Source organism: Escherichia sp. WS1152 (genome assembly GCF_046487665.1).
Taxonomy (GTDB): Bacteria; Pseudomonadota; Gammaproteobacteria; order Enterobacterales; family Enterobacteriaceae; genus Escherichia; species Escherichia coli.
The window spans coordinates 378,068-400,165 of sequence record NZ_JBJQJA010000002.1 but is presented as its reverse complement, the minus strand read 5'-3'; the positions used below and the strand labels follow the sequence as shown (position 1 = coordinate 400,165).

At 51.6% G+C, this 22,098-nt stretch carries 12 protein-coding genes; 2 read left to right on the top strand and 10 right to left on the bottom strand.

All coding sequences use genetic code 11. The features are described from left to right. Nucleotides 1-178: 178 nt before the first annotated feature. The 6 genes from mqo to ompC all read right to left on the bottom strand — a co-directional run bounded on the left by mqo (nucleotide 179) and on the right by ompC (nucleotide 7,844). The gene (mqo, locus tag ACJHW7_RS05745) at nucleotides 179-1,825 is read right to left on the bottom strand and encodes a malate dehydrogenase (quinone) (protein ID WP_021556992.1); all 1,647 of its coding nucleotides are present in this window, start codon (nucleotides 1,823-1,825) and stop codon (nucleotides 179-181) included. A gap of 217 nt (nucleotides 1,826-2,042) precedes the next feature. Continuing rightward, nucleotides 2,043-3,686, bottom strand: coding sequence for a microcin J25 efflux ABC transporter YojI (gene yojI, locus ACJHW7_RS05740; protein WP_000422175.1), 1,644 nt, complete (start codon nucleotides 3,684-3,686; stop codon nucleotides 2,043-2,045). Nucleotides 3,687-3,761: 75 nt separating this feature from the next. Continuing rightward, nucleotides 3,762-4,412 carry a DNA oxidative demethylase AlkB gene (alkB, locus tag ACJHW7_RS05735; protein ID WP_000884972.1) on the bottom strand — a complete coding sequence of 217 codons (651 nt, stop codon included), beginning with the start codon at nucleotides 4,410-4,412 and terminating at the stop codon, nucleotides 3,762-3,764. Beyond that, complete coding sequence (gene ada, locus ACJHW7_RS05730; RefSeq protein ID WP_001613474.1) at nucleotides 4,412-5,476, bottom strand: bifunctional DNA-binding transcriptional regulator/O6-methylguanine-DNA methyltransferase Ada; 1,065 nt, start codon at nucleotides 5,474-5,476, stop codon at nucleotides 4,412-4,414. Before ada ends, alkB begins: the two co-directional genes overlap by 1 nt. A 73-nt stretch (nucleotides 5,477-5,549) precedes the next feature. Next, on the bottom strand, nucleotides 5,550-6,605 hold the full coding sequence (apbE, locus tag ACJHW7_RS05725; RefSeq protein ID WP_021556993.1) for an FAD:protein FMN transferase ApbE: 1,056 nt from the start codon (nucleotides 6,603-6,605) through the stop codon (nucleotides 5,550-5,552). A gap of 111 nt (nucleotides 6,606-6,716) precedes the next feature. Further along, complete coding sequence (ompC, locus tag ACJHW7_RS05720; RefSeq protein WP_000865544.1) at nucleotides 6,717-7,844, bottom strand: porin OmpC; 1,128 nt, start codon at nucleotides 7,842-7,844, stop codon at nucleotides 6,717-6,719. Between the two features lie 739 nt (nucleotides 7,845-8,583). On the opposite strand from ompC, the gene rcsD reads away from it, so the two are divergent. Both rcsD and rcsB read left to right on the top strand, forming a co-directional pair. Beyond that, on the top strand, nucleotides 8,584-11,256 hold the full coding sequence (gene rcsD, locus ACJHW7_RS05715) for a phosphotransferase RcsD (RefSeq protein WP_001249109.1): 2,673 nt from the start codon (nucleotides 8,584-8,586) through the stop codon (nucleotides 11,254-11,256). Between the two features lie 16 nt (nucleotides 11,257-11,272). Further along, the gene (gene rcsB, locus ACJHW7_RS05710; RefSeq protein WP_001061917.1) at nucleotides 11,273-11,923 is read left to right on the top strand and encodes a response regulator transcription factor RcsB; all 651 of its coding nucleotides are present in this window, start codon (nucleotides 11,273-11,275) and stop codon (nucleotides 11,921-11,923) included. 85 nt (nucleotides 11,924-12,008) lie between these two features. Here rcsB and rcsC read toward each other — a convergent pair whose 3' ends face one another. The 4 genes from rcsC to ACJHW7_RS05690 form a co-directional block, all read right to left on the bottom strand. Then, a complete protein-coding gene (rcsC, locus tag ACJHW7_RS05705) occupies nucleotides 12,009-14,858 on the bottom strand; it encodes a two-component system sensor histidine kinase RcsC (protein WP_000876014.1) in 2,850 nt (949 codons plus the stop codon). A gap of 274 nt (nucleotides 14,859-15,132) precedes the next feature. Beyond that, complete coding sequence (locus tag ACJHW7_RS05700; RefSeq protein WP_001225836.1) at nucleotides 15,133-15,909, bottom strand: YfaP family protein; 777 nt, start codon at nucleotides 15,907-15,909, stop codon at nucleotides 15,133-15,135. A gap of 4 nt (nucleotides 15,910-15,913) precedes the next feature. Beyond that, a complete protein-coding gene (locus ACJHW7_RS05695; protein WP_001104493.1) occupies nucleotides 15,914-17,563 on the bottom strand; it encodes a YfaQ family protein in 1,650 nt (549 codons plus the stop codon). Then, nucleotides 17,564-22,078, bottom strand: coding sequence for an alpha-2-macroglobulin family protein (locus tag ACJHW7_RS05690; protein WP_201290433.1), 4,515 nt, complete (start codon nucleotides 22,076-22,078; stop codon nucleotides 17,564-17,566). Between the last annotated feature and the right edge of the window lie 20 nt (nucleotides 22,079-22,098).

Sequence of the window (22,098 nt, the reverse complement as noted above, 5' to 3'; positions counted from 1 at the left end):
GCGACGCTGACGCGTCTTATCAGGCCTACACCGCTGTGAAGTGCTCCACTCCGTAGGTCGAATAAGTCGGTTACGCCGCATCCGACATCTAACACCCAAGCCGGTTGCCTGATGCGACGCTGGCGCGTCTTATCAGCATACGCCACATCCGGCATACCATGCCGGATGTGGCACATCATTACAACGCAATATCCGCCACTTCTTTTTGAACGGGTTGCGATTTCAGCTGCGGTTTCGGCGTACTATCTGCTGCTTGCGGCTTGTCGTATTTCAGGCCCAGCACTTCGCTGGTGTACTGCAACTCGCGTTCTGTTGCCGCTACATCACCATTCAGCTTGCGTCCATAAGATGGAACGATCGCTTTCAACGTAGCCTGCCATTGCGGGCTGGAAACGCGATCGCCAAATACTTTTTCCAGCAGATTCAACATAATCGGCGCGGCGGTTGACGCCCCTGGCGATGCCCCCAGGAGCGCGGCAATGGTTCCTTGCTGGTCACTGACCACTTCAGTACCCAGACGCAGTACACCACCTTTATCGGCATCACGCTTGATAATCTGCACACGCTGCCCCGCTTGCCACAAACGCCAGTCCTCTTTTTTCGCTTGCGGATAGTACTCTTTCAACGCTTCAAAACGATCCTCTTCACTCAACATCACCTGACTCACCAGATATTTCACCAGATCGAAATTATCCAGCCCGACGTGCATCATCGGCATCACGTTAGAGGTGGTGGTGGAACTCATCAGATCCCACAATGAACCGTTTTTGAGGAATTTGGTTGAGAAGGTGGCAAATGGCCCAAACAGCACTACGCGTTTACCGTCCAGAACGCGGGTATCGATATGCGGAACCGACATCGGTGGTGCGCCAACGGATGCTTTACCGTAAACCTTCGCCAGATGGTGATTAACCACGTCCGGGTTTTCCGAAACAAGGAACTGACCGCCCACCGGGAAACCGGCGTAGTCTTTCGCTTCCGGAATCCCCGATTCCTGTAACAGCTTCAGTGCCGCACCGCCCGCGCCGATAAAGACAAATTTGGCACGAATGTTCTGTGCAGTGCCATTTTTTAGATCGGCAACGGTAACGCTCCAGGTGTTATCGTCATTACGCTTTAGGGCGCGGACTTCGCTGCTGAGTTGCAGCGAGAAGTTAGATTTCTTCTGCAAAGAAGCAATTAACTGGCGGGTGATCTCGCCATAGTTCACATCAGTGCCAATTTCTGTGCGTGTTGCCGCTACTTTCTGTTGCGGATCGCGCCCTTCCATCACTAACGGTGCCCACTCTTTGATCTGCGCGTGATCTTCAGAGTAACGCATACCGCGAAACAGCGAGCTTTGTTGCAACGCGGCGTAACGGGCGCGCAGGAAATTGACGTTATCCTCGCCCCAGACAAAGCTCATATGCGGAACGGTATTGATAAATGAACGCGGAGTACGCAGCACGCCGCGCTCGACCTGGTGCGCCCAGAACTGGCGGGAAATCTGAAATGCTTCGTTAATGGCGACTGCTTTTTCAATACTGATGCTGCCATCGGCGTTTTGCGGGGTGTAGTTCAGTTCCATCAGTGCAGAATGCCCGGTTCCGGCGTTATTCCAGCCGTTCGAACTCTCCTGCGCGACCCCCTCCAGGCGCTCCACCATGGTCATCGACCATTCAGGCTCCAGCTCGCGTAAATAGGTCCCCAACGTGGCGCTCATAATGCCGCCGCCAATCAACAGTACATCAGTTTCCTGCTCCTCGGACGCTTTCGCTTTTGCCGCCATCGAAACGGCATTAAGCCCCACGGCCATCGAGAAGAGCATGGCAGTCACTTTTTTCATCTTGTTAATGCCTTACTTTTAGTCGCTTTATTGCAGGTGAGATTTGCGCGGCATCAACGGTAACACTTAAGTAACAACATTTAAATAATGTTTATAAATTATATTCTAATTTTAGAAACATTATAATTTCGTTGATTAATTATAGGGTTATTAGAAATGAAGGGATTTTTAGCATATTGACCTGGCGGCAGCAGTCCGCCAGGTCAGCGTCGTAATATTATGCCGTCCGGGCAACGGCATCACGCGAAGCGGCATCGCGCTCTTCGCCCGTCAGCTCGCTAAGTTGCCCGTTGCGCATTTCCAGCAGGCGGTCGGCGTGGATAAAGTAATGATCATCATGACTGATAGCGAAAATAGTTTTACCCATCTCCTGCATCAGCGGCAGCAACACCTGATAAAACTCACGACGGAAGTGTGGATCCTGATCCGCCGCCCATTCATCCAGCAGGATAATATCGCGTTCTTCTGCCAGCGCCAGCAACAGCGCCACGCGTTTTTTCTGCCCTTTTGATAACTTCAGGTTAACAATACGCCCGTTGCTTAACTCAAGCTTATGAGCCATTTTCAGCTGCGCCAGCCACTTCTCAACCAGTTGCGGGTTAGCGGGTTTACCCTCCGGCCCCAGCAGTTGATCAAACAGCCAGACATCGGTAAACACTGCCGAAAACAGTTTGCGATAATCTTCCGGTTGTTCGCCGCTGACAGGTTTGCCATCCAGCAAGATTTCGCCGCTTTGTGGCTGATACAAGCCCGTCAACAACATCGCCAGCGTCGATTTTCCGCTACCGTTGCCGCCAATCAGAAACAGCAGCTCGCCACGTTTGATGGTGAGATTAATCGGACCAACGGAAAACGCGTTATCCTGATAAGCAAACGTCACGTTACGCAGCTCCAGCGTTTGCCAGTTGGGAAACGCCTGCGGGCGCGGAAACTCTGCTTTGAAAGGCGCGAGCGCGAATTTGTTCAGCTTGTTAAACGCCACCTGCGCCGTCAGCAGCGTCGGCAATGCGCCAACCGCCGAAAGCAGCGGCGTACGCAGGAATAAAAGCGTCAACGAATAGGTCGCAGCAACGTTGGTATCAGCCCAACCGAGACTGTTCGCCATCCAGAACACCAGGCCGATAGCGCCCAGCATCATGATGTTTGACCAGTTCACGGCACTAAGATGGAAGGTGTCTGCGCGGATAATATGATGGCGATACTCTTGCGCATCAGGAATGTAGAGGTTGTTAAACACATACTCGGCGCGTTCCCGGTTCAGAGTCAGCTCTTTGCGCCCTTCAAGTACAGTTTGAAAATCCGTGTACAGCTTGTCTTCGGTTTCACGCAGGGTCGCCATATGTTTGTACACCCGCGCCACCAGCAAAAAACCGCCCCAGATGGTGATCGCCATCCAGATAGCCGTTACCAGCAACATTTTGCCCGACAGCATCCACAGATACGCCGCGGAACCGATAGTGAGAATGATCCCCTGCACAAGTTCCGGCAGACGCACAAAAGCAATGGTGATATTGCGCACATCGCTGGTTAATCCCGCCAGCAACGAGGCGCTACCGAGTTGTTCAATGCGCTCGACGTGGGTATCCAGAATCCGCTTGATAAATTCACTACGCAGTCGGTAAACGAAGTGATGCCCCAAAGTGGTGAGCGCCAGTTGCGATCCGAGAGTGACTGCCATCAACAGCAGCAATAATCCCAGAAACTCCGGCAACACCAGCAGACTGGTATCCGCCGTTTCGATAAGGCGCTGATTGATAAAAGCAATTAAGCCAATGCCTAAAGCCGCACTGGCGAGGCTTAGCGCCATCACACTGATAAATGGCCAGCGATACTGCCGCCAGACAAGTACAAGAAGTTCCATGCAGAAAACCCGGACAATGAATTACAGCCCGCAGTTTAAACATCTTCGCGCGCACAGCAATAATAATTCTTATTTTTATTCTTTTTTACCTGCCTGACGGAATGTCAGGTTGTAGCGGCAGTCGGTGGTGAGTGGATGAAACCCCGCTTTCAACGGTTGAATACCGTGATAAAACAGCCGCGATTCACCGCCCCATACCACCACATCGCCATGTTCCAACAACAAACGTTTGAGCGGATCATTACGTTTCAGGCCACCAAATTGAAAAATCGCGGGTAAGCCCAGAGAAACAGAAACAATTGGCGCGCGCAGATCCGGTTCGTCTTTATCCTGATGCAGCGACAGTTTCGCGCCAGGAGCGTAGCGGTTAATAAGACAAGCATCTGGCTGGAAATCTGGATAGCCCGCCGCCGTAGCCGCACGTTGACATAAATTATGAAAACTCTGCGGCATGGCGGGCCACGGTTTATTTGTTTGCGGATCAATGGGCGAATAGAGATAACCTTGCCGATGAGTCGTCCAGCCCAGATGCCCACAGTTGGTCATCGCCACCGACATGGTATATCCCCCGGGGGTGACCATCTGGCGAAACGGCGACTGGCTGGCAACGTCATTAATATCGCGGATCAGTTGCTCCGCAGCATTAAAAGCAAAACGCCGTAAAATTACCGCACCAGCCGCCAGTGGCTCTTGCCACGGTTCAGCATCGGCAAACAGATCCAACATTACCTCTCCTCATTCTCAGCTTCGCGGCGCAGCAGTTGCGCTTTGCGCGACGCGCCCCAGCGGTAACCTGAAAGCGATCCATCATCGCGTACTACCCGATGACAGGGTATAACGATAGCCAGCTTGTTGGCGGCACAGGCACTTGCAACGGCCCGTACCGCTTTCGGTTTGCCGATGGCGTTAGCCAGTTGCTGATAACTGACGGTTTCACCGCAAGGTATCGTGCGCAGTGCCTGCCAGACTTGTTGCTGAAAAGCAGTGCCGCGAATATCCAGCGGTAACGTCAGCGGCGTATCGCGTTGATTGAGGCTGGCGATCACTTCACGCACATGTTGCTGAAACGTCAGATCGGCAGGCGCGTTGTCGGCAGCGGGAAACATCTGCTGCAACTCGCTGATTAGTGTCGCGTCATCATCGCCCAGCAATATCGCGCAAATCCCCCGCTCGCTTTCTGCCACCAGGCAACGCCCCAGCGCACAATCAGCCAGCGCGTAACGCACCGCCAGATTTTCGCCACCGTGACGGAATTGTTTAGCCGTCATGCCCAGCGTTTCATCGGCTTTGCGGTAGTAACTGCTGCTGTCGGGGAATCCGGCGTTAAGAATAGACGTCGTCACGCTCTCCCCTTTCGCCAGCGATTCGCGCAAACGGCGAGCGCGCCAGGCCTGTTGCCAGGCTTTAGGCGTCATTCCGGTAGTCGCTTTAAACAACCGATGTAGATAAAATGGACTCATCGCCACCTGGTCGGCTAAGGCTTCCAACGTTACAGGCGTTTCCTGTTCCAGCAGTCGACACGCGTGGGTGATTTTATCCAACCGATGTTGCTGGGCATTGGCTTTGTCTGGCTGACAACGTTTGCAGGGGCGAAATCCGGCGGCGAGTGCCTCGCTGGCATTTGCGTAGAAGGAGACATTTTCCCGCAAGGCATGTCTGGCGCGGCAAGACGGACGGCAAAAGATGCCTGTGGTGCGCACGGCGAAAACGAATTCGCCGTCGGCATTCGGGTCGCGGGCTAAGACAGATTGCCAGCGTTGATCGTCAGTTAAGCATGTGGCGTTTTTCATAATCAGCTCCCTGGTTAAGGATAGCCTTTAGTCTGCCCGGTCACCATCACGCAAAAACCAACAATCTTGCGCTTTAATTTTTTTCGCTGACAAGGAAGCTTTTAAACTGTGGTGACATCCAGGTTTTAAAGCTATCGCCTTCTTTGGTGATCATATAAACCGCCAGCCCTTCCCGGCGAACAACCTCTTTGGCTTTCTCCGGCCCGAGTACCATCAAGCCAGTATCCCAGGCATCGGCTTCCAGCGCCGTCGGAGCAATCACCGTCACGGATACCAGATTGTGTTCGATGGGACGCCCGGTTTGCGGATCGATAACATGGGAAAGGCGTTTGCCGTCCAGTTCGTAATAGTTACGGTAGCTGCCAGAGGTGCTAATGCCATGACCGTTGATATCCACCACGGCCTGAACCGCATTTTCTTTATCGGTTGGTTTTTGAATCGCTACCCGCCACGGCTGGCCTTCACCGTTCATACCACGGCTGTTCAGCGCGCCGCCCACCGACACCAGATAGCGGGAAATCCCTTCCTGCTCCATCAAGCGTGCCAGGTGATCCGCCGCATAACCTTCACCGACGGTGGAGAGATCGACATATAAATCCGGCAGGTCTTTTTGCAGATATTGCTGATGCGACTGATTAATGACCGTCAGGTGCAGTAAGCCGGTTTTGGCTTTCATCGCATCGATCTGTTCCTGGCTCGGAATTTGAACCGGCTGTTGTTCCGGGCCAAAGCCCCACAGATTCACCAGCGGCCCGACGGTTATATCCATCGCACCATCGGTCCTTGCGCCAATGCGCAGCGAGGTGGTGACGATATCGGCCATCGCTTCACTTACCGGCCACGGCGACAAACTTTGCGAGTCGTTAAAGCGCATCAGCGCAGAATCTTTTTTATAGGTCGAAAGCAGCTGATCGTCGGCGTCCAGCTGGGTCTGAATCTTTTCTTTAAGTTCGGCGCTGCGTTTGGCGTCAATGCCCGGGATGCTGGCACGCCAGAAGGTACCCATGGTTTTGCCTTCAAGAACGGTAACTTCAGTAGCGTGGGTTTTGGCGGGTTGTGGTTTTTGATCGCAACCAACAAAGAAGAGCGCGGCAGCCAGCAGTGCCACGCGGGTAAAGCTTATTTCCATACGTGATTATCCTCATGCGAACGGTCGCAAGAGTACACCAAAAAACTGAGTTTGTACGCTGAAAACAATGAAAAAAGGGCCCGCAGGCCCTTTGTTCGATATCCATCGAGATTAGAACTGGTAAACCAGACCCAGAGCTACGATGTTATCAGTGTTGATGCCAGCGTCACGAGTGAACTGGTTGTCGTCCAGCAGGTTGATTTTGTAGTCAACATAGGTGGACATGTTTTTGTTGAAGTAGTAGGTCGCGCCAACATCAACATATTTCAGGATATCTTCGTCGTCGTAGTTACGACCATTGATGACACCCAGGTTTTTACCTTTAGACTGCAGGTAAGCCAGGGACGGACGCAGACCGAAGTCGAACTGGTACTGAGCAACAGCTTCGAAGTTCTGTGCTTTGTTCGCCCAACCCAGGGAACCTACGCGAGTTGCGTTGTAGGTCTGGGTGTACTGAGCAGCCAGATAGATGTTGTTAGCGTCGTATTTCAGACCACCAGTGTAGGTTTCAGCACGGTCGCCAGTACCGATCAGACCAGTGTTGTTCTGATCCCAAGTACGTTTGGAGCTGGAGATCGCACCACCGATACCAAAGCCTTCGTAATCATAAGTGATAGATCCGCCAACGCCATCGCCGTTCTGACGCAGAGCTTTACGACCATTGTTGGTGATGCCATGACCAGTGAAATCCGGATCATTTTCACCGCTTACGCTGCCATTCTGGCCCTGGTACTGAACAGCAAAGTTCAGGCCATCAACCAGACCGAAGAAGTCAGTGTTACGGTAGGTCGCGAAGCCGTTACCACGCTGCTGCATGAAGTTGTCAGAACCGTAAGTGTCGCCACCGAATTCTGGCAGTACGTCGGTCCAGGAAGTTACGTCGTAAACTACGCCGTAGTTACGACCATAGTCGATAGAACCGATGTCCTGGAATTTCAGACCAGCAAATGCCACACGGGTCCAGGAGTTGTTTTCGCTTTCCGGAGCGTTGCCCTGGATCTGATATTCCCACTGGCCGTAACCAGTCAGCTGGTCAGTAACCTGAGTTTCACCTTTGAAGCCAAGACGCATGTAGGTCTGGTCGCCATCTACAGACTTGTCGTCAGAGAAATAGTGCAGGCCGTCTACTTTACCGTACAGATCTAATTTGTTGCCGTCTTTGTTGTAAACTTCAGCAGCGTTTGCTGCGCCTGCTACCAGCAGAGCTGGGACCAGGAGGGACAGTACTTTAACTTTCATGTTATTAACCCTCTGTTATATGCCTTTATTTGCTTTTTTATGCCACTGCATACTGATTAACCCTCATTAATCAGTCGGCAAGTCCATTCTCCCCAAAAATGCAGAATAATCCAACACGAATATGATACTAAAACTTTTAAGATGTTTCATTTGTCGCTATAGATGTTTCAAAATGTAAATGCAAGGGAACTTTTTAAGATTATTGCGGAATGGCGAAATAAGCACCTAACATCAAGCAATGATAATTCAAGGTTAAAATCAATAACTTATTCTTAAGTATTTGACAGCACTGAATGTCAAAACAAAACCTTCACTCGCAACTAGAATAACTCCCGCTATCATCATTAACTTTATTTATTACCGTCATTCATTTCTGAATGTCTGTTTACCCCTATTTCAACCGGATGCCTCGCATCCGGTTTTTTTTTACCCTTCTTTACACACTTTTCATTATTCTGTGCTACCACAGAAAAACTATAACCCTTGCTAACTATTTCACAAATAATTAACATCAGCATAATTTCCAGCAATCTTCGTTTATTTGCAATTAATTTCGTTGGGCTTTTCGTAGGTTATTTGTACAGTAAAATGGCGCTTGTACATCTATTTCCCCCAATGCAGGATGATAAATATCACGGGAGAATAGAGAATCATCAATCAGGTAAGAGTCTGGAATTTCACACTGTACCCTTTATACTGCCCTATCACTTCGCGAAGTTTTAACAGGTCATAAACACGAATGCGTCAGAAAGAGACAACGGCCACGACCCGCTTTTCACTCCTACCGGGGAGCATTACCCGCTTCTTTTTACTGTTGATCATTGTGTTACTGGTGACGATGGGTGTAATGGTACAAAGCGCCGTTAACGCCTGGCTGAAAGATAAAAGTTACCAGATTGTCGACATTACCCACGCTATCCAAAAGCGCGTCGATACCTGGCGTTACGTGACCTGGCAGATCTACGACAACATTGCCGCGACGACCTCCCCCTCCTCCGGCGAAGGTTTACAAGAGACGCGCCTGAAACAGGATGTCTACTATCTGGAAAAACCGCGTCGCAAAACGGAAGCGTTAATCTTTGGCTCTCACGACAACTCAACGCTTGAGATGACTCAGCGGATGTCCACTTATCTGGATACATTGTGGGGCGCAGAAAATGTACCGTGGTCGATGTATTACCTGAATGGTCAGGATAACAGTCTGGTGCTGATCTCAACCCTACCCCTTAAAGATCTCACCTCCGGATTTAAAGAATCGACCGTCAGCGACATTGTTGATTCACGTCGTGCAGAGATGTTGCAACAGGCCAACGCCCTCGATGAACGCGAAAGTTTTTCTAACATGCGCCGCCTGGCCTGGCAGAACGGTCATTACTTTACCTTGCGTACCACGTTCAACCAGCCGGGACATCTGGCAACGGTCGTGGCTTTTGATCTGCCGATTAATGATTTGATCCCACCGGGTATGCCGCTGGACAGTTTCCGCCTTGAGCCAGACGCGACGGCAACGGGAGACAATGATAATGAGAAAGAAGGGACGGATAGCGTCAGTATCCACTTTAACAGTACGAAGATTGAAATCTCCTCGGCACTCAACTCTACCGATATGCGCCTGGTCTGGCAGGTTCCTTATGGCACCTTATTGCTGGATACGTTGCAAAACATTCTGCTGCCACTGCTGCTGAACATCGGTTTGCTGGCGCTGGCGTTATTTGGCTATACCACATTTCGCCATTTCTCCAGTCGCAGTACAGAAAGTCTACCCAACACGGCGGTCAATAACGAATTGCGCATTTTACGGGCAATCAATGAAGAGATAGTCTCACTGCTGCCGCTCGGCCTGCTGGTTCACGATCAGGAATCGAACCGCACTGTCATAAGTAACAAAATTGCCGATCATTTGCTGCCGCATTTGAATCTGCAAAACATCACCACCATGGCGGAACAGCATCAGGGGATTATTCAGGCGACGATCAATAACGAGCTGTATGAGATCCGCATGTTCCGCAGCCAGGTCGCGCCGCGCACACAAATTTTCATTATTCGCGATCAGGATCGGGAAGTGCTGGTAAACAAGAAACTCAAGCAGGCGCAGCGTCTGTATGAGAAAAACCAGCAGGGGCGGATGACCTTTATGAAAAACATTGGCGATGCGCTGAAAGAACCCGCACAGTCCCTGGCGGAGAGCGCGGCTAAACTCAATGCCCCGGAAAGCAAACAACTGGCGAATCAGGCAGATGTGCTGGTGCGGCTGGTCGATGAAATACAGTTAGCGAACATGCTTGCGGACGATAGCTGGAAAAGTGAGACGGTGCTGTTCTCCGTGCAGGATTTAATAGATGAAGTTGTGCCTTCAGTGTTGCCTGCCATCAAGCGTAAAGGTCTGCAACTGCTGATTAACAATCATCTGAAAGCACACGATATGCGCCGCGGCGATCGCGATGCCTTACGACGTATTTTGCTGCTACTGATGCAATATGCCGTGACCTCAACGCAATTGGGAAAAATCACCCTTGAGGTTGATCAGGATGAGTCCTCCGAAGACCGCCTGACGTTCCGCATTCTGGACACCGGAGAAGGCGTAAGCATTCATGAAATGGATAATTTGCACTTCCCGTTTATCAACCAGACCCAAAACGATCGCTATGGCAAGGCGGACCCGCTGGCATTCTGGCTGAGCGATCAACTGGCACGTAAACTGGGCGGTCATTTAAACATCAAAACGCGGGATGGGCTTGGTACACGCTACTCTGTGCATATCAAAATGCTCGCAGCTGACCCGGAAGTTGAAGAGGAAGAAGAGCGTTTACTGGATGATGTCTGCGTAATGGTGGATGTTACTTCGGCAGAAATTCGGAATATTGTCACTCGCCAGTTAGAAAATTGGGGTGCAACCTGTATCACACCCGATGAAAGATTAATTAGTCAAGATTATGATATCTTTTTAACGGATAATCCGTCTAATCTTACTGCCTCTGGCTTGCTTTTAAGCGATGATGAGTCTGGCGTACGGGAAATTGGGCCTGGTCAATTGTGCGTCAACTTCAATATGAGCAACGCTATGCAGGAAGCGGTCTTACAATTAATTGAAGTGCAACTGGCGCAGGAAGAGGTGACAGAATCGCCTCTGGGCGGAGATGAAAATGCGCAACTCCATGCCAGCGGCTATTATGCGCTCTTTGTAGACACAGTACCGGATGATGTTAAGAGGCTGTATACTGAAGCAGCAACCAGTGACTTTGCTGCGTTAGCCCAAACGGCTCATCGTCTTAAAGGCGTATTTGCCATGCTAAATCTGGTACCCGGCAAGCAGTTATGTGAAACGCTGGAACATCTGATTCGTGAGAAGGATGTTCCAGGAATAGAAAAATACATCAGCGACATTGACAGTTATGTCAAGAGCTTGCTGTAGCAAGGTAGCCTATTACATGAACAATATGAACGTAATTATTGCCGATGACCATCCGATAGTCTTGTTCGGTATTCGCAAATCACTTGAGCAAATTGAGTGGGTGAATGTTGTCGGCGAATTTGAAGACTCTACAGCACTGATCAACAACCTGCCGAAACTGGATGCGCATGTGTTGATTACCGATCTCTCCATGCCTGGCGATAAGTACGGCGATGGCATTACCTTAATTAAGTACATCAAGCGCCATTTCCCAAGCCTGTCGATCATTGTTCTGACTATGAACAACAACCCGGCGATTCTTAGTGCGGTATTGGATCTGGATATCGAAGGGATCGTGCTGAAACAAGGTGCACCGACCGATCTGCCGAAAGCTCTCGCCGCGCTGCAGAAAGGGAAGAAATTTACCCCGGAAAGCGTTTCTCGCCTGTTGGAAAAAATCAGTGCTGGTGGTTACGGTGACAAACGTCTCTCGCCAAAAGAGAGTGAAGTTCTGCGCCTGTTTGCGGAAGGCTTCCTGGTGACCGAGATCGCTAAAAAGCTAAACCGCAGTATTAAAACCATCAGTAGCCAGAAGAAATCTGCGATGATGAAGCTGGGTGTCGAGAACGATATCGCCCTGCTGAATTATCTCTCTTCAGTGACGTTAAGTCCGGCAGATAAAGACTAATCACCTGTAGGCCAGATAAGACGCGTTAGTGTCTTATCTGGCATTTGCACTGAATGCCGGATGCGGCGTAAACGCCTTATCCGGCCTACGATTCCCGCGATTTCCTGACCCTCTCGGCATATACCGTCAGCGTCTGTTTTATCACATCCAGCGTTACTGGCTTCGACAGACAGCTGTCCATACCGGACTCCAGACACCGCTGCTTCTCTTCAGCCAACGCATTAGCTGTTACTCCGATTACCGGCAACGTCAGTCCCAACTGACGAATGCGTTGCGTCAAGCGGTAACCATCCATATTGGGCATGTTGACGTCGCTAAGCACGATATCAATATGATTCTTGCTAAGTACATTAAGCGCATCGACGCCATCATTCGCGGTTTTACATTGATAGCCCAACGATCCCAACTGATCTGCCAGCAAACGCCGGTTAATCGGATGATCATCCACGACCAGAATCATCATATCGTCATTATCGCTGACCGCTTTGTCCGTCGACGGCAGAGCGTTAGCAGGATCATCGCTCTCCATCTCGATCAAATAAATACGCGCCAACAATGCCGGTAGCTCATGCGGTGCAGCCACACTGTGTACCCACTCCCCTGGCGCTTTCTCCAGCGGAATACCAATATGGCGACGACAGAAGGTCACTACCGCTCTGCCCTGCCATTTTTTACTCACTACCTCGTCAGTGATTAACACATCTTCGGGAGTCGGTTCCTGCCCTTCGTATGTTGTTACGACGATGCCGCTGCGCTGCAAACTGGTTTCCAGGAACTGACAGAGCGACGCATTGCGGACCGCCAGCCAGCAGCGTTTACCACTCAACCCTTCCACGCCTTTTTTCTGCGGGTACTGAGCGCCGTACAACGGAATACGCACGGTAAACTGGCTGCCCATTCCCGGTTCTGAATCTACCGAGATATCGCCGTCCATCATGCTGATCAGTTTTTCACAAATCGCCAGACCCAGACCGGTCCCCTGGAAGTTTCGCTGTACGCCCGTTCCGACCTGGAAGAAGGGATCAAACAAGCGCACCACTTCTTTCGCCGGAATCCCCACGCCGGTATCGCGAACACGGATAGAGAGATAATCGCCATCAGCGCGGACATGCAAAACTATACAGCCGGTATCGGTGAATTTTATGGCGTTACTCAACAGGTTGGAGATGACCTGCTGTAAACGCATCGGGTCGCCATTTAAGGCCACTGGCACATCCGGTTCAATAAAGCAGTACAAGCCTAACTGCTTGCGTACCACCAGCGGTAAATAGTTGGCGGTGATGTGGTTCATCACTTCACGCGGTGAAAACTCACGCGGTTCGATCTTCAACTGTTCCGATTCAATCTTCGAGAAATCGAGAATATCGCTGATAATTTTCAACAACAGGCTGGAAGAGTTGTTCATTGCCGTCACCAGACGATCGACGCCTTTCGGTAACTCTTTGGTTTGCAACAGATCCAGGTTACCGATAATGCCATACAGCGGCGTTCGCAGCTCATGACTGACGGTGGCAAGGAACATCGATTTTGACTGGCTCGCCTGTTCCGCTGCTTGTGCCATCTCCTGCAACGACTCTTCCATCTTCACGCGCGAAGAAACATCCACCAGCACACAAATGGCCACGTTTTCATTACGATAGCGCGAATGGACGAAGCTGATTTGCAGATTGGTATTGTTGCTGGTCAGGACATCAACAAAATTGACCTGCTGCCCACAGATAATTTGTGTCAGCCGTTGGCGGTCCTCATGCGTAAGCATATTGAGATAGGTATGCGCCAGTTCGTTACTTAAAATATTGACGCCATCTGCGGTACGCAAAATACAGATACCCACTGGCGCGGAGGCGACAATCTTGCGGTTAAACTGCTCATGTTCTTCCAGTCTCAGGGCGTCGCTTTCCGCCGGAATGAAAATACGCCGCTCGTACATCCGCGCGAGAGTAAACAATGCAGCTCCAGCAAGCACATTCAGCAAAATTGCGTTAAGGATCAACATGCGAATGCGTTCCAGCACCTTATCAACCGGCACCGAATAAACGATGCTTAGCGATGAGGGAGGCAGATTTTTCTTCAGCACCAGCTCCCGGAAACCTTCCGTATAGCCAAACCAGGAGCGTTCCTGCATCCAGCGAGGATCGCCCTTAATTTTGCTTTCTGGTCCGGTAAGCGAAATCAGGGTATGACCATTTTCATCAAGAATGGTAACCCCCATCGGCAACGTACCCGGTAAGAAAAAGTTCTCCATCCGGATGGTCTGCTCGACACCCAAAAGCGCCTGCAACCGGTTCGCCAGATAAACTGGCGTCAACGCGTAAAAATACCCGACGCCAGGGCGCGGACCTTCGCTGATCCAGTAGAGGTTACTGCCGCTATCATCTTGTGGTGCATTTCGATATTTATTGATGCGTTCATGCAACGCTTTCAACGCGGTATCGCGTTCCACTGGCATATCACGCAGACCGAAATTGGCCATGCAGAGGTTATCGCTGCCGATTAAAAATACCCGGTTGAGATCGTAAGCCGCAGAAAAATTATCGCGCCAGTAGCGCATAAACCACGCCAATGACTCCAGAGAACCTCGCCAGGTGTTACTCATTGCTGAACAATCGGAGTCGGCAAACAGCGGTTCAAACGCAGGCACATCCGCCTGCGTTTCTCGTCCACGCGGGGAAAGCACACCGTTTTCTGCCGATAAGCGATTTTCAGCGATGTACTTCAGCTCTTTCATCACATCAGAGGTGCGTTGAATAAAGCGCTGAGCCTGATCGGAACTCAGATTAAATTCCTGACGAATTTCCGATTCTCGCTGATGTAACGCATTAACGATGTAAAAAACGGATGAAAAAGCAATCAACAGCCAGAGCACTAACGCCAATGCTCTGAACATGTAGCGCGAGGCTTTCAGGGTTGTACGAAAAGAAGCAAGGTATTTCAAAGGGGCGAAGCTCCGCCTCAGGTGACCGATGGAGTGTGGTTAAGGTAGCGGTAAAAGCGTGTTACCGCAATGTTCTGTCACCATTGCAATAATGCGTATCGCTTAGAAACCATTGCCTTAACCAGGAAAGCCGGAGTAAATGGACAGTTCTCAGTACGAAAAATAAGAAATGACCAATCTGCCGACGATTGTTAATGGTTATATCCTGGCGTCGGCAAATCGCCCAGCAGTCTTATCTGAAAAAAGAAAGAGCCAGGTTGTGTGAAGGGATGGATCACCAGTCAAAACTTTTCACCAGCGTCAGCTCGCCAGCATTACGCATCGGTACAATAAATGTTTCCTGTTTCTCATTGACCGATCCTTCATCGGTGATCAGCGTCAGTTGGGCGGTGGTTAATTCCGTTTCGCTGCGCCCACCATAGTAGTTGATATACACCTGATAGCGTCCGTGAACTGGCGCTGGCATGGCGAAAATCTCGGGTCCGTACCCCGTCGTGACATCCATATCCAGTGCACCACTGTTTTTCAGCACCGTGTTACCGTACCAGGCGTGTTCGCCATCGGGCGTGACAACATGGAGATCGAGATCGGTATTGTCCGTATCCCACGAGAGAACCAGCCGTAAACGTGCACGAATCGTTCCTGTACCCGGCGTTGAGTAAAACTGCATTTTTTGTCGGCTTTGCCCATCCGGGCTGATGACCTGCACGCTGTTGCTGCCTTCAGTGAAAATATAAGGGCGTGCAAATGAACCATCGGATTCAATTCTCTGCGGCATACTGGCACCGTTGACCACCAGCCGGCCCTGCTGAACTTTACCCGCCGCAGCATAATTCTTTATTTTGCCGTGGATCTGCGCTGAGATATTTTGATCATCTGCCATGTTGACGGACGACGCCGGGTAATTGATCGATTGTGAAAAACTGGCATCTTCGCCCTCTGCCGGATGCCAGCCTGAGAGCGGTGCGTCAATCTCGACTTCCTGCACACCTTCACTGTGAGCGACAGGCGAAAGCGCCACCAGTAACAACGGAAGAAAAATCTTTCGCATAGCATTAGTCCATTAATAATTGTCGGGTCAGCGTTTCGATATAGTTCTCATCAAGCCCGGTGGGATAACCATCAAAGGCCAGGTGCAGATACTCATGGGTTAAATCCAGCCGATCCTGAAGCGTAAAGAAGTTACGAATAAACAGCCGTTTCTGCTGCCGATCGGTATAGGGGAAACCTGAGACTAAACGACAGACCGCAAACACGTCTGGTTCGTTGTACCCCGTCTCGCCTTGTAATATACGCCGCCACTGCGGCATTTTTTTCGCCAGCCAGGCTTTCGCTTTGGGTAATAACTGACAGGTTGAGCGTGGCGCTCCCCAGCGGCTAAGGCTGTTGTCGGGATAAGCAAACGCGAGTATCTGGTCGTAACGATCTCCCTGCCCCGCCTGGGCCATGGCTTGCCGCCAGGAAAGCGTCCCTTCGGTAGCGCGACTGCCGTGATAATGAACCGGATCGCCCGCATAGATGAGATCCTGCGTCCAGGCGGTCATCGTTCGCGCCCCCGTGGTAGCTGGCGAAGCAGAAACACGCTGCGTGGCGCTGCTGTCGGGGATGGTCAGGCAATCGCCTTCCCGATTGGCGTTTTGCTGTAAAAAAGTGCGTATCGCCACGGTCATGGCTTTCGCTGCCTCAGGTGGCGTACTTTTCGCCTCGCGATCCAGAACTCTGGCAACGTACTCTTCACGATCGAGATGCGACTGCAATTTCAGTTTGCCCTTTTCGTTCAGTAAAGTCGTCTCACCGTGGCTGACAAACGTAATGTGGTTACCATTGGTAAAGGTCACACGATAGCGCCCATTAAGTACGCCGGGTTTTACTGCCGTCGTACTCTTTTCCGCTGTGATTTTCTTCAGCGGATAGCGCGCAAATAGCTCCACCTCTACACATTGCCCACTGGCAACTTGTGTCGGCACTGGCAAAACCCGATTAAGCACCGTCGCATAACGGGTCAGTACCGTTTTGCTGGTGCCACTGCCAGTAACCCACAGCGGTGTACCATCGGTTAACCAGCCAGCAAAACCACCCTGACGGATTTCCTGTTTATCATCGGCAAACCAGCTCCAGGTTTTCACCCGTACCCGACTACCGAGCATGGATGCGACACCGATTTTCGCCTCGTCCAGCACCACATCCAGTAAGACTTCCTGAGCTTTGTTTTGCGCAGGTAACGTCGCTAATGAATCAAGCAGCGATTTAACCGTTACCGAGGTTTCTGGCTTCAGCGTAGTAAGAGACGCTAACCACGCAGGTGCCTGACGCTGTTGCCAGTATTGCCCCCACACATCTGCGCCAATATGCAACCGCTGCGGCGCAAAATAGAGCCCACAGGAACGTACCAGCGCGGTATCGCGCGTTATGCTCTCCCCAGCCTGACAACAATAAACCTCTTCCGGGGAGTTTCCGCGACACTGGTAGGGCTGCTCCGGTTGATGGGTATCCTCCAGCCAGGCGTAAACATACAGTTTCCACAAACTCCCTAACGGCGTGGTGAGCGAGTCAGGTAATGTCGAGGCTTTGGTCACGCCTGATGACGACAGCTGATACAGTTGATCGTGCTGCGCACCGCGCAGTGCCAGTTGTAACGGCGTCTCCTCCGCAAGCGTTGGCAGAGTAACCAACGCCAATAGCCAGACGATTCTGCGCCAGTTCACTTATTTCACCTGCATCCCGGGCCATTCGCTCCCTGCCGCAACACTTTGCTGCGCAGGTGCATAGGAACGCACATAACGAGCAGGAGGCAGAACGAATTGCCCTTTTTGCGAGAAGCGCAGCAAATGGCGGAAAGTGACCGTTCCCGTCAGTTCTTTCACCGGCACCATATAGGCCAGTTCGCCCATTTCATTACGCGCTTTTTCCAGCAATTGCCCCTGCTGTTTCGCGGCGTTGGGTTTATTGACTGAAATGCCCCATGTTGTGCGCTCAACGTCGGCTCCCGGCGGGAGCGGTACTTCCACCTGACCATAGCGCAGAACTGCATCCTGCTCGCTGGTAAGCGTAATTTCATCGAGATACAGCGCATCGCTGTCAATCTCATTGCTGGTCACCGGCTGCAGAGTAAAGCTCATCTCTTCTTCACCGGGGATAAGCCGATACAACTGGCGTTCAACGGTCACCGGAATGTTACTTTGTTGAGCCGTTTTTGCCGCTTCACGCCAGCGGACCTGCACATTTTGCGGCGATAATTCGTCACCAAAAGAGAGAATGTCCGGCACGCCCTGACCAACCCAACGCCAGTATTCGCCCCCTCCAGTTAACTTATGTTTGGCCCATGCGCCCGCAGGCGCAGGCAACACAACCGAAGGTATTGTCGCCATATATTTCGCCAGCCAGTTCATGGCCAGCGCGCGCTCAATAGTGGATTGCTCAGCGGTCAAACCACTTAAAATAGCAGCCTCCTGGGTAGCGTCGCCCCCGCTATTGAGCAGCACAACCGTGTGTGCCAGCGGCTGATTGCTGTTTGCCGCTTTATCCCACGCATATTGCTGAACCTGTGGCATCACCGTGGACTTCAACTGCGCTTTTTTCAGCAACGTCATGGTTAAGACGTTTGCCACCGCATCTGCCAGTGGAGATTCCGGTGTATCGAGGATCAGGCTGTCATTGATATCGCGGGGGTCTTCCTCCGAGAAATCTTCAGTTTTAGTTCCGCGCCGGGCGATAGCTTCATCCAACCCTTTCAACAACGTTTTGCACGGCAGATTCATCTCCTGTGCCCACGCCAGCACCAGCGCCCGATGCAATAACGGCATGTTATCTGCCTGCTCGGCATAACTGTCGAGCATATGCTGCCAGTATTCCGGTTGTTGCGTTACGCCGAGCGCCTGGCTGGCCTGCCAGTCGGCGTACCATGCCCATGCCGTAAGGAAGGCGTCACCATTGCCATCTTCACCCCACCAGGTAAAGCGCGCTCCGGGCCCCGCCAGTTGCATCAGCCGCAGACGGTTATCCTGAATCATCTGACGAATGTCGTTAGCGGCGGCACTTTGATGATCGGCAAGCGAACGCCAGGCGAGACTGAGCGGGATCAGACGGCTACCGGTGTTGATCACCCCACCCCACGGTTCATCGACTAACGCATCAAGATTGTTGCGGAAAATCTCCTGCGGCGTTTCACTACTTTGTAGCCGGATATTGCTCGCCTGCTCGGGCAACATCAGCGCGTTATCGCCACCACCGAGCATGACATTTTTCTGCTGTTCAACGGGCCAGCTGTTATCCACAAAAGACAGTTTTGTGCTAATGCTGTCCTGCACTTGCCCATTTTGTTGCAGTTCTGCACTTAACAAGCCAGATTGCTGAATATTCTGCGTCAGCGAAATATAATTCGCCCCTTTGTGCAGCGTCAGCGTCTGGCGCATCTCAGCGCCTGCAAATTTAGTCACCAGCGCCACCGGTTCGTTATCCTGCTGACTGAAGATAAACAGTCCTGCCGCCGGTTTGTCGCCCACGCGATACACCGTTGGCATACTCCACTTCATGTAGAGATTTTTTTCCGAACGCAGATAAGCACGCCCCTGCCCGACCAGCCCGTCGCCGTTCATCCCACGCGCGGTGATACGCCAGCGGGTTAACGAATCAGGCATCAGGAACGTGAAATACGCTTTGCCTTGTTTATCGGTTGTGAGTGACGGCATCCATGCCGCGGTATCCACCTCTTCACGCCGTGGACGTTCAAGCATTTTTACTCGCCGCTCGCTGCGGTTAGTCGCGCCAGGCGCAACCGGCTCGCTGGAGAGCGCCTGGTCGTAGCTGATAAACGACAGACTGGAGCTGGTGCGTACATTGTTACGCCCCAGCGGATAGAAAAATTTGCCGATATTCGGTGCGATTTCTGGTTGCAGCGCGTAGATCATTTCATCGACCACGCCTACCGTTAGCTGCGCAGAAACAGGTTTACCTTTCAGCGACGAGGTTAATTCGACATTGACCAGTTCACCAGGCTGGTAATGGGTTTTGTCCGTTTTCACCCGGATATCCAGCTGGGGAACGGCAACTTTGATCCCGGCGTTCTGAAAACTGTACTGACCGTTACGGGTATACAGCACCGAAAAAGTGATGTTAGGCGCAAAGGAATTGCTCACTGAAACACGGGCTTCATACTGAGTATCGTTTAAACGTTGTAACGTCAGCCAGTTTGCCGGATGCGATAGCAGCGACTGCTGTTCAACGCGATCGCGTTCCAGCGTCAATAATGCTTCATCAATTGGCTCCGGGAAAGTAATCAGCATCTTCGCGGTTTCGCCAGGCTGGTACAGCGTTTTATCTGCCACGATATCTACCGTACCAGTATGCGACATGCTGCCCTTACCGCTGACTGCATGGCTTAACCCGGCGAGAATTAAGCCGTCTTTATCGCGTAACGTCAGATTGTAGTTGCCAGGTTTAGCGAAATTGACGGTAAAGGATTTGCCGCCAGACGGTAGCTCTCCGCTATGGCTCGTGCGGTCTTCGAGACGCAACCATTCATACGTAACAGGAACCTGTTTTGAAGATTCCAGCGCGGCATAACGGAACACAACCGACTCGCCGCTATTACTGTATTGTGCGGCGGTACTTAAAGAGTAATGCGCCAGGCCGCGTTCAATGAGGATCTCTTTGGTGGTGGTGACGCGATACGCCGCGCCGTCACTGGCGGAGACGGTTAACAAATAACGGCTCGGTTTATCGGCGGCGGGGAGATTTAACGCCACATGACCGCTATCGTCGGACACCGTTTCACTGCCTTCCAGCGACACGGGAAAACGTCCGGCATAACGCAAATCGTTACCAACCATTGATAATTGCTGAGCGCGCAAACTTAACTGCACGCGGGCATCTTTTACCGGCTCACCATCCGGGTAGAGAAGTTGCAGTTTGCCGCTGACCGCTTCGCCAGTTTTGAACTCTTTTTTGTCGAGAGCTAAACCAATCTCGAAATGTGGCTTGATATAGTTGGCTACGCGAAAACTGCTGCTATAGACCTGATTGCGGTAAGCAAGACGTAACTCATAACCTCCGGCAACGGCATTTTCTGGCAGGCGGAAACTTCCCTGCCCGCCATTGCGCGCATCCAGCGTGACATCGACGGTTTGCAACAGACTGCCGTTAGCGTCCAGCACCGAAAGCTTCGCCGGGGCGCTGACGATGGGGGATGAATGCAACGGATCGTGGAACTCGCGGCCCATCACTTTAACATCGACACGATCGCCTGCGCGATATAGCGGGCGATCGGTAAAAATATACAAGCGGGTGTTGTAGATTTCGCTTTCGTAGAAGAAGTTCTCGGAGACAAAAACGCCGCCTTCAGCATCTTTACCCAGAATGTATGAACGTTCTGGCGATATATGTTGTAACTGCAAGGTACCGCTGTCATCGGTCACACCGCGGGTCATCACGCCAAGACCGTCAGTCCACAAGATCTCTGAGCCGGGCTTCGCTTCACCTTGTTTTTTACCCGCGGTCCACACCAGAAGCTCTTTGCCTGACACTTTGCTAAGCGCCACGGTATCGGAAACAAACACCACTGTCGTCGCCCGATACCCACCAACCATCGCCTCGACGAGGTACAGTCCCGGCTCTTGTTGGCCGAGAGGAATATAAATGTTACCCGGCTGCGGCGAGATGAAATTGCTGGATGCGCCTTCCAGTTTTACCCCTTGCTGCGGCTCGACCGGTTTAGCCTGCCATAATGGGTAACGGAACTGTTCCACCAGGGGATATTTTTTCAGCGGGGAAAACTGGTTGTTCTGTACATAACGGGAAGGTTTAATAATGGCATTGCCGAGCTGTAATTCGGGTAACGCCTGAGTCACATTCTGCCTTGACTGAGAAGAGAAAGTACGCTGCATCACGCGGCGAGATTTGCCGTACCAGTTATCCCACAGCCAGGTTAGCGTATTGTTCAGCCCGTCGCCCAAATATTGCGGTTGCACCACAATGCGATGCAGGTTTTTCTGCTGGCGCAAAAATGCCATCGGGTCAGGAATACGATACAGGCGAACGTCCACGCCGCCGTACTCTTCCATCTGATAGCGCCGATAATCACGCCCCGGCGCTTCCAGTCGCACTTTCGCCTCTTCACTGCTGCTAAAACTGCTGTCAGCAAGCAAAAAGAATGTTCCCCCTGCGGGCGGCGCATAGTTACTGGAAGGAAGCGAATCATCAGCATTGGCAAGCCCTGTTCCCACAAGAGACAGGGACAAGCACG

What these genes read in the sequence shown, in the direction of transcription:
- alkB (WP_000884972.1), bottom strand. Translation starts at nt 4,412, where the DNA reads ATGTTGGATCTGTTTGCCGATGCTGAACCGTGGCAAGAGCCACTGGCG.
- apbE (WP_021556993.1), bottom strand. Translation starts at nt 6,605, where the DNA reads ATGGAAATAAGCTTTACCCGCGTGGCACTGCTGGCTGCCGCGCTCTTC.
- rcsD (WP_001249109.1), top strand. Translation starts at nt 8,584, where the DNA reads ATGCGTCAGAAAGAGACAACGGCCACGACCCGCTTTTCACTCCTACCG.
- yojI (WP_000422175.1), bottom strand. Translation starts at nt 3,686, where the DNA reads ATGGAACTTCTTGTACTTGTCTGGCGGCAGTATCGCTGGCCATTTATC.
- ACJHW7_RS05700 (WP_001225836.1), bottom strand. Translation starts at nt 15,909, where the DNA reads ATGCGAAAGATTTTTCTTCCGTTGTTACTGGTGGCGCTTTCGCCTGTC.
- ompC (WP_000865544.1), bottom strand. Translation starts at nt 7,844, where the DNA reads ATGAAAGTTAAAGTACTGTCCCTCCTGGTCCCAGCTCTGCTGGTAGCA.
- ada (WP_001613474.1), bottom strand. Translation starts at nt 5,476, where the DNA reads ATGAAAAACGCCACATGCTTAACTGACGATCAACGCTGGCAATCTGTC.
- rcsB (WP_001061917.1), top strand. Translation starts at nt 11,273, where the DNA reads ATGAACAATATGAACGTAATTATTGCCGATGACCATCCGATAGTCTTG.
- mqo (WP_021556992.1), bottom strand. Translation starts at nt 1,825, where the DNA reads ATGAAAAAAGTGACTGCCATGCTCTTCTCGATGGCCGTGGGGCTTAAT.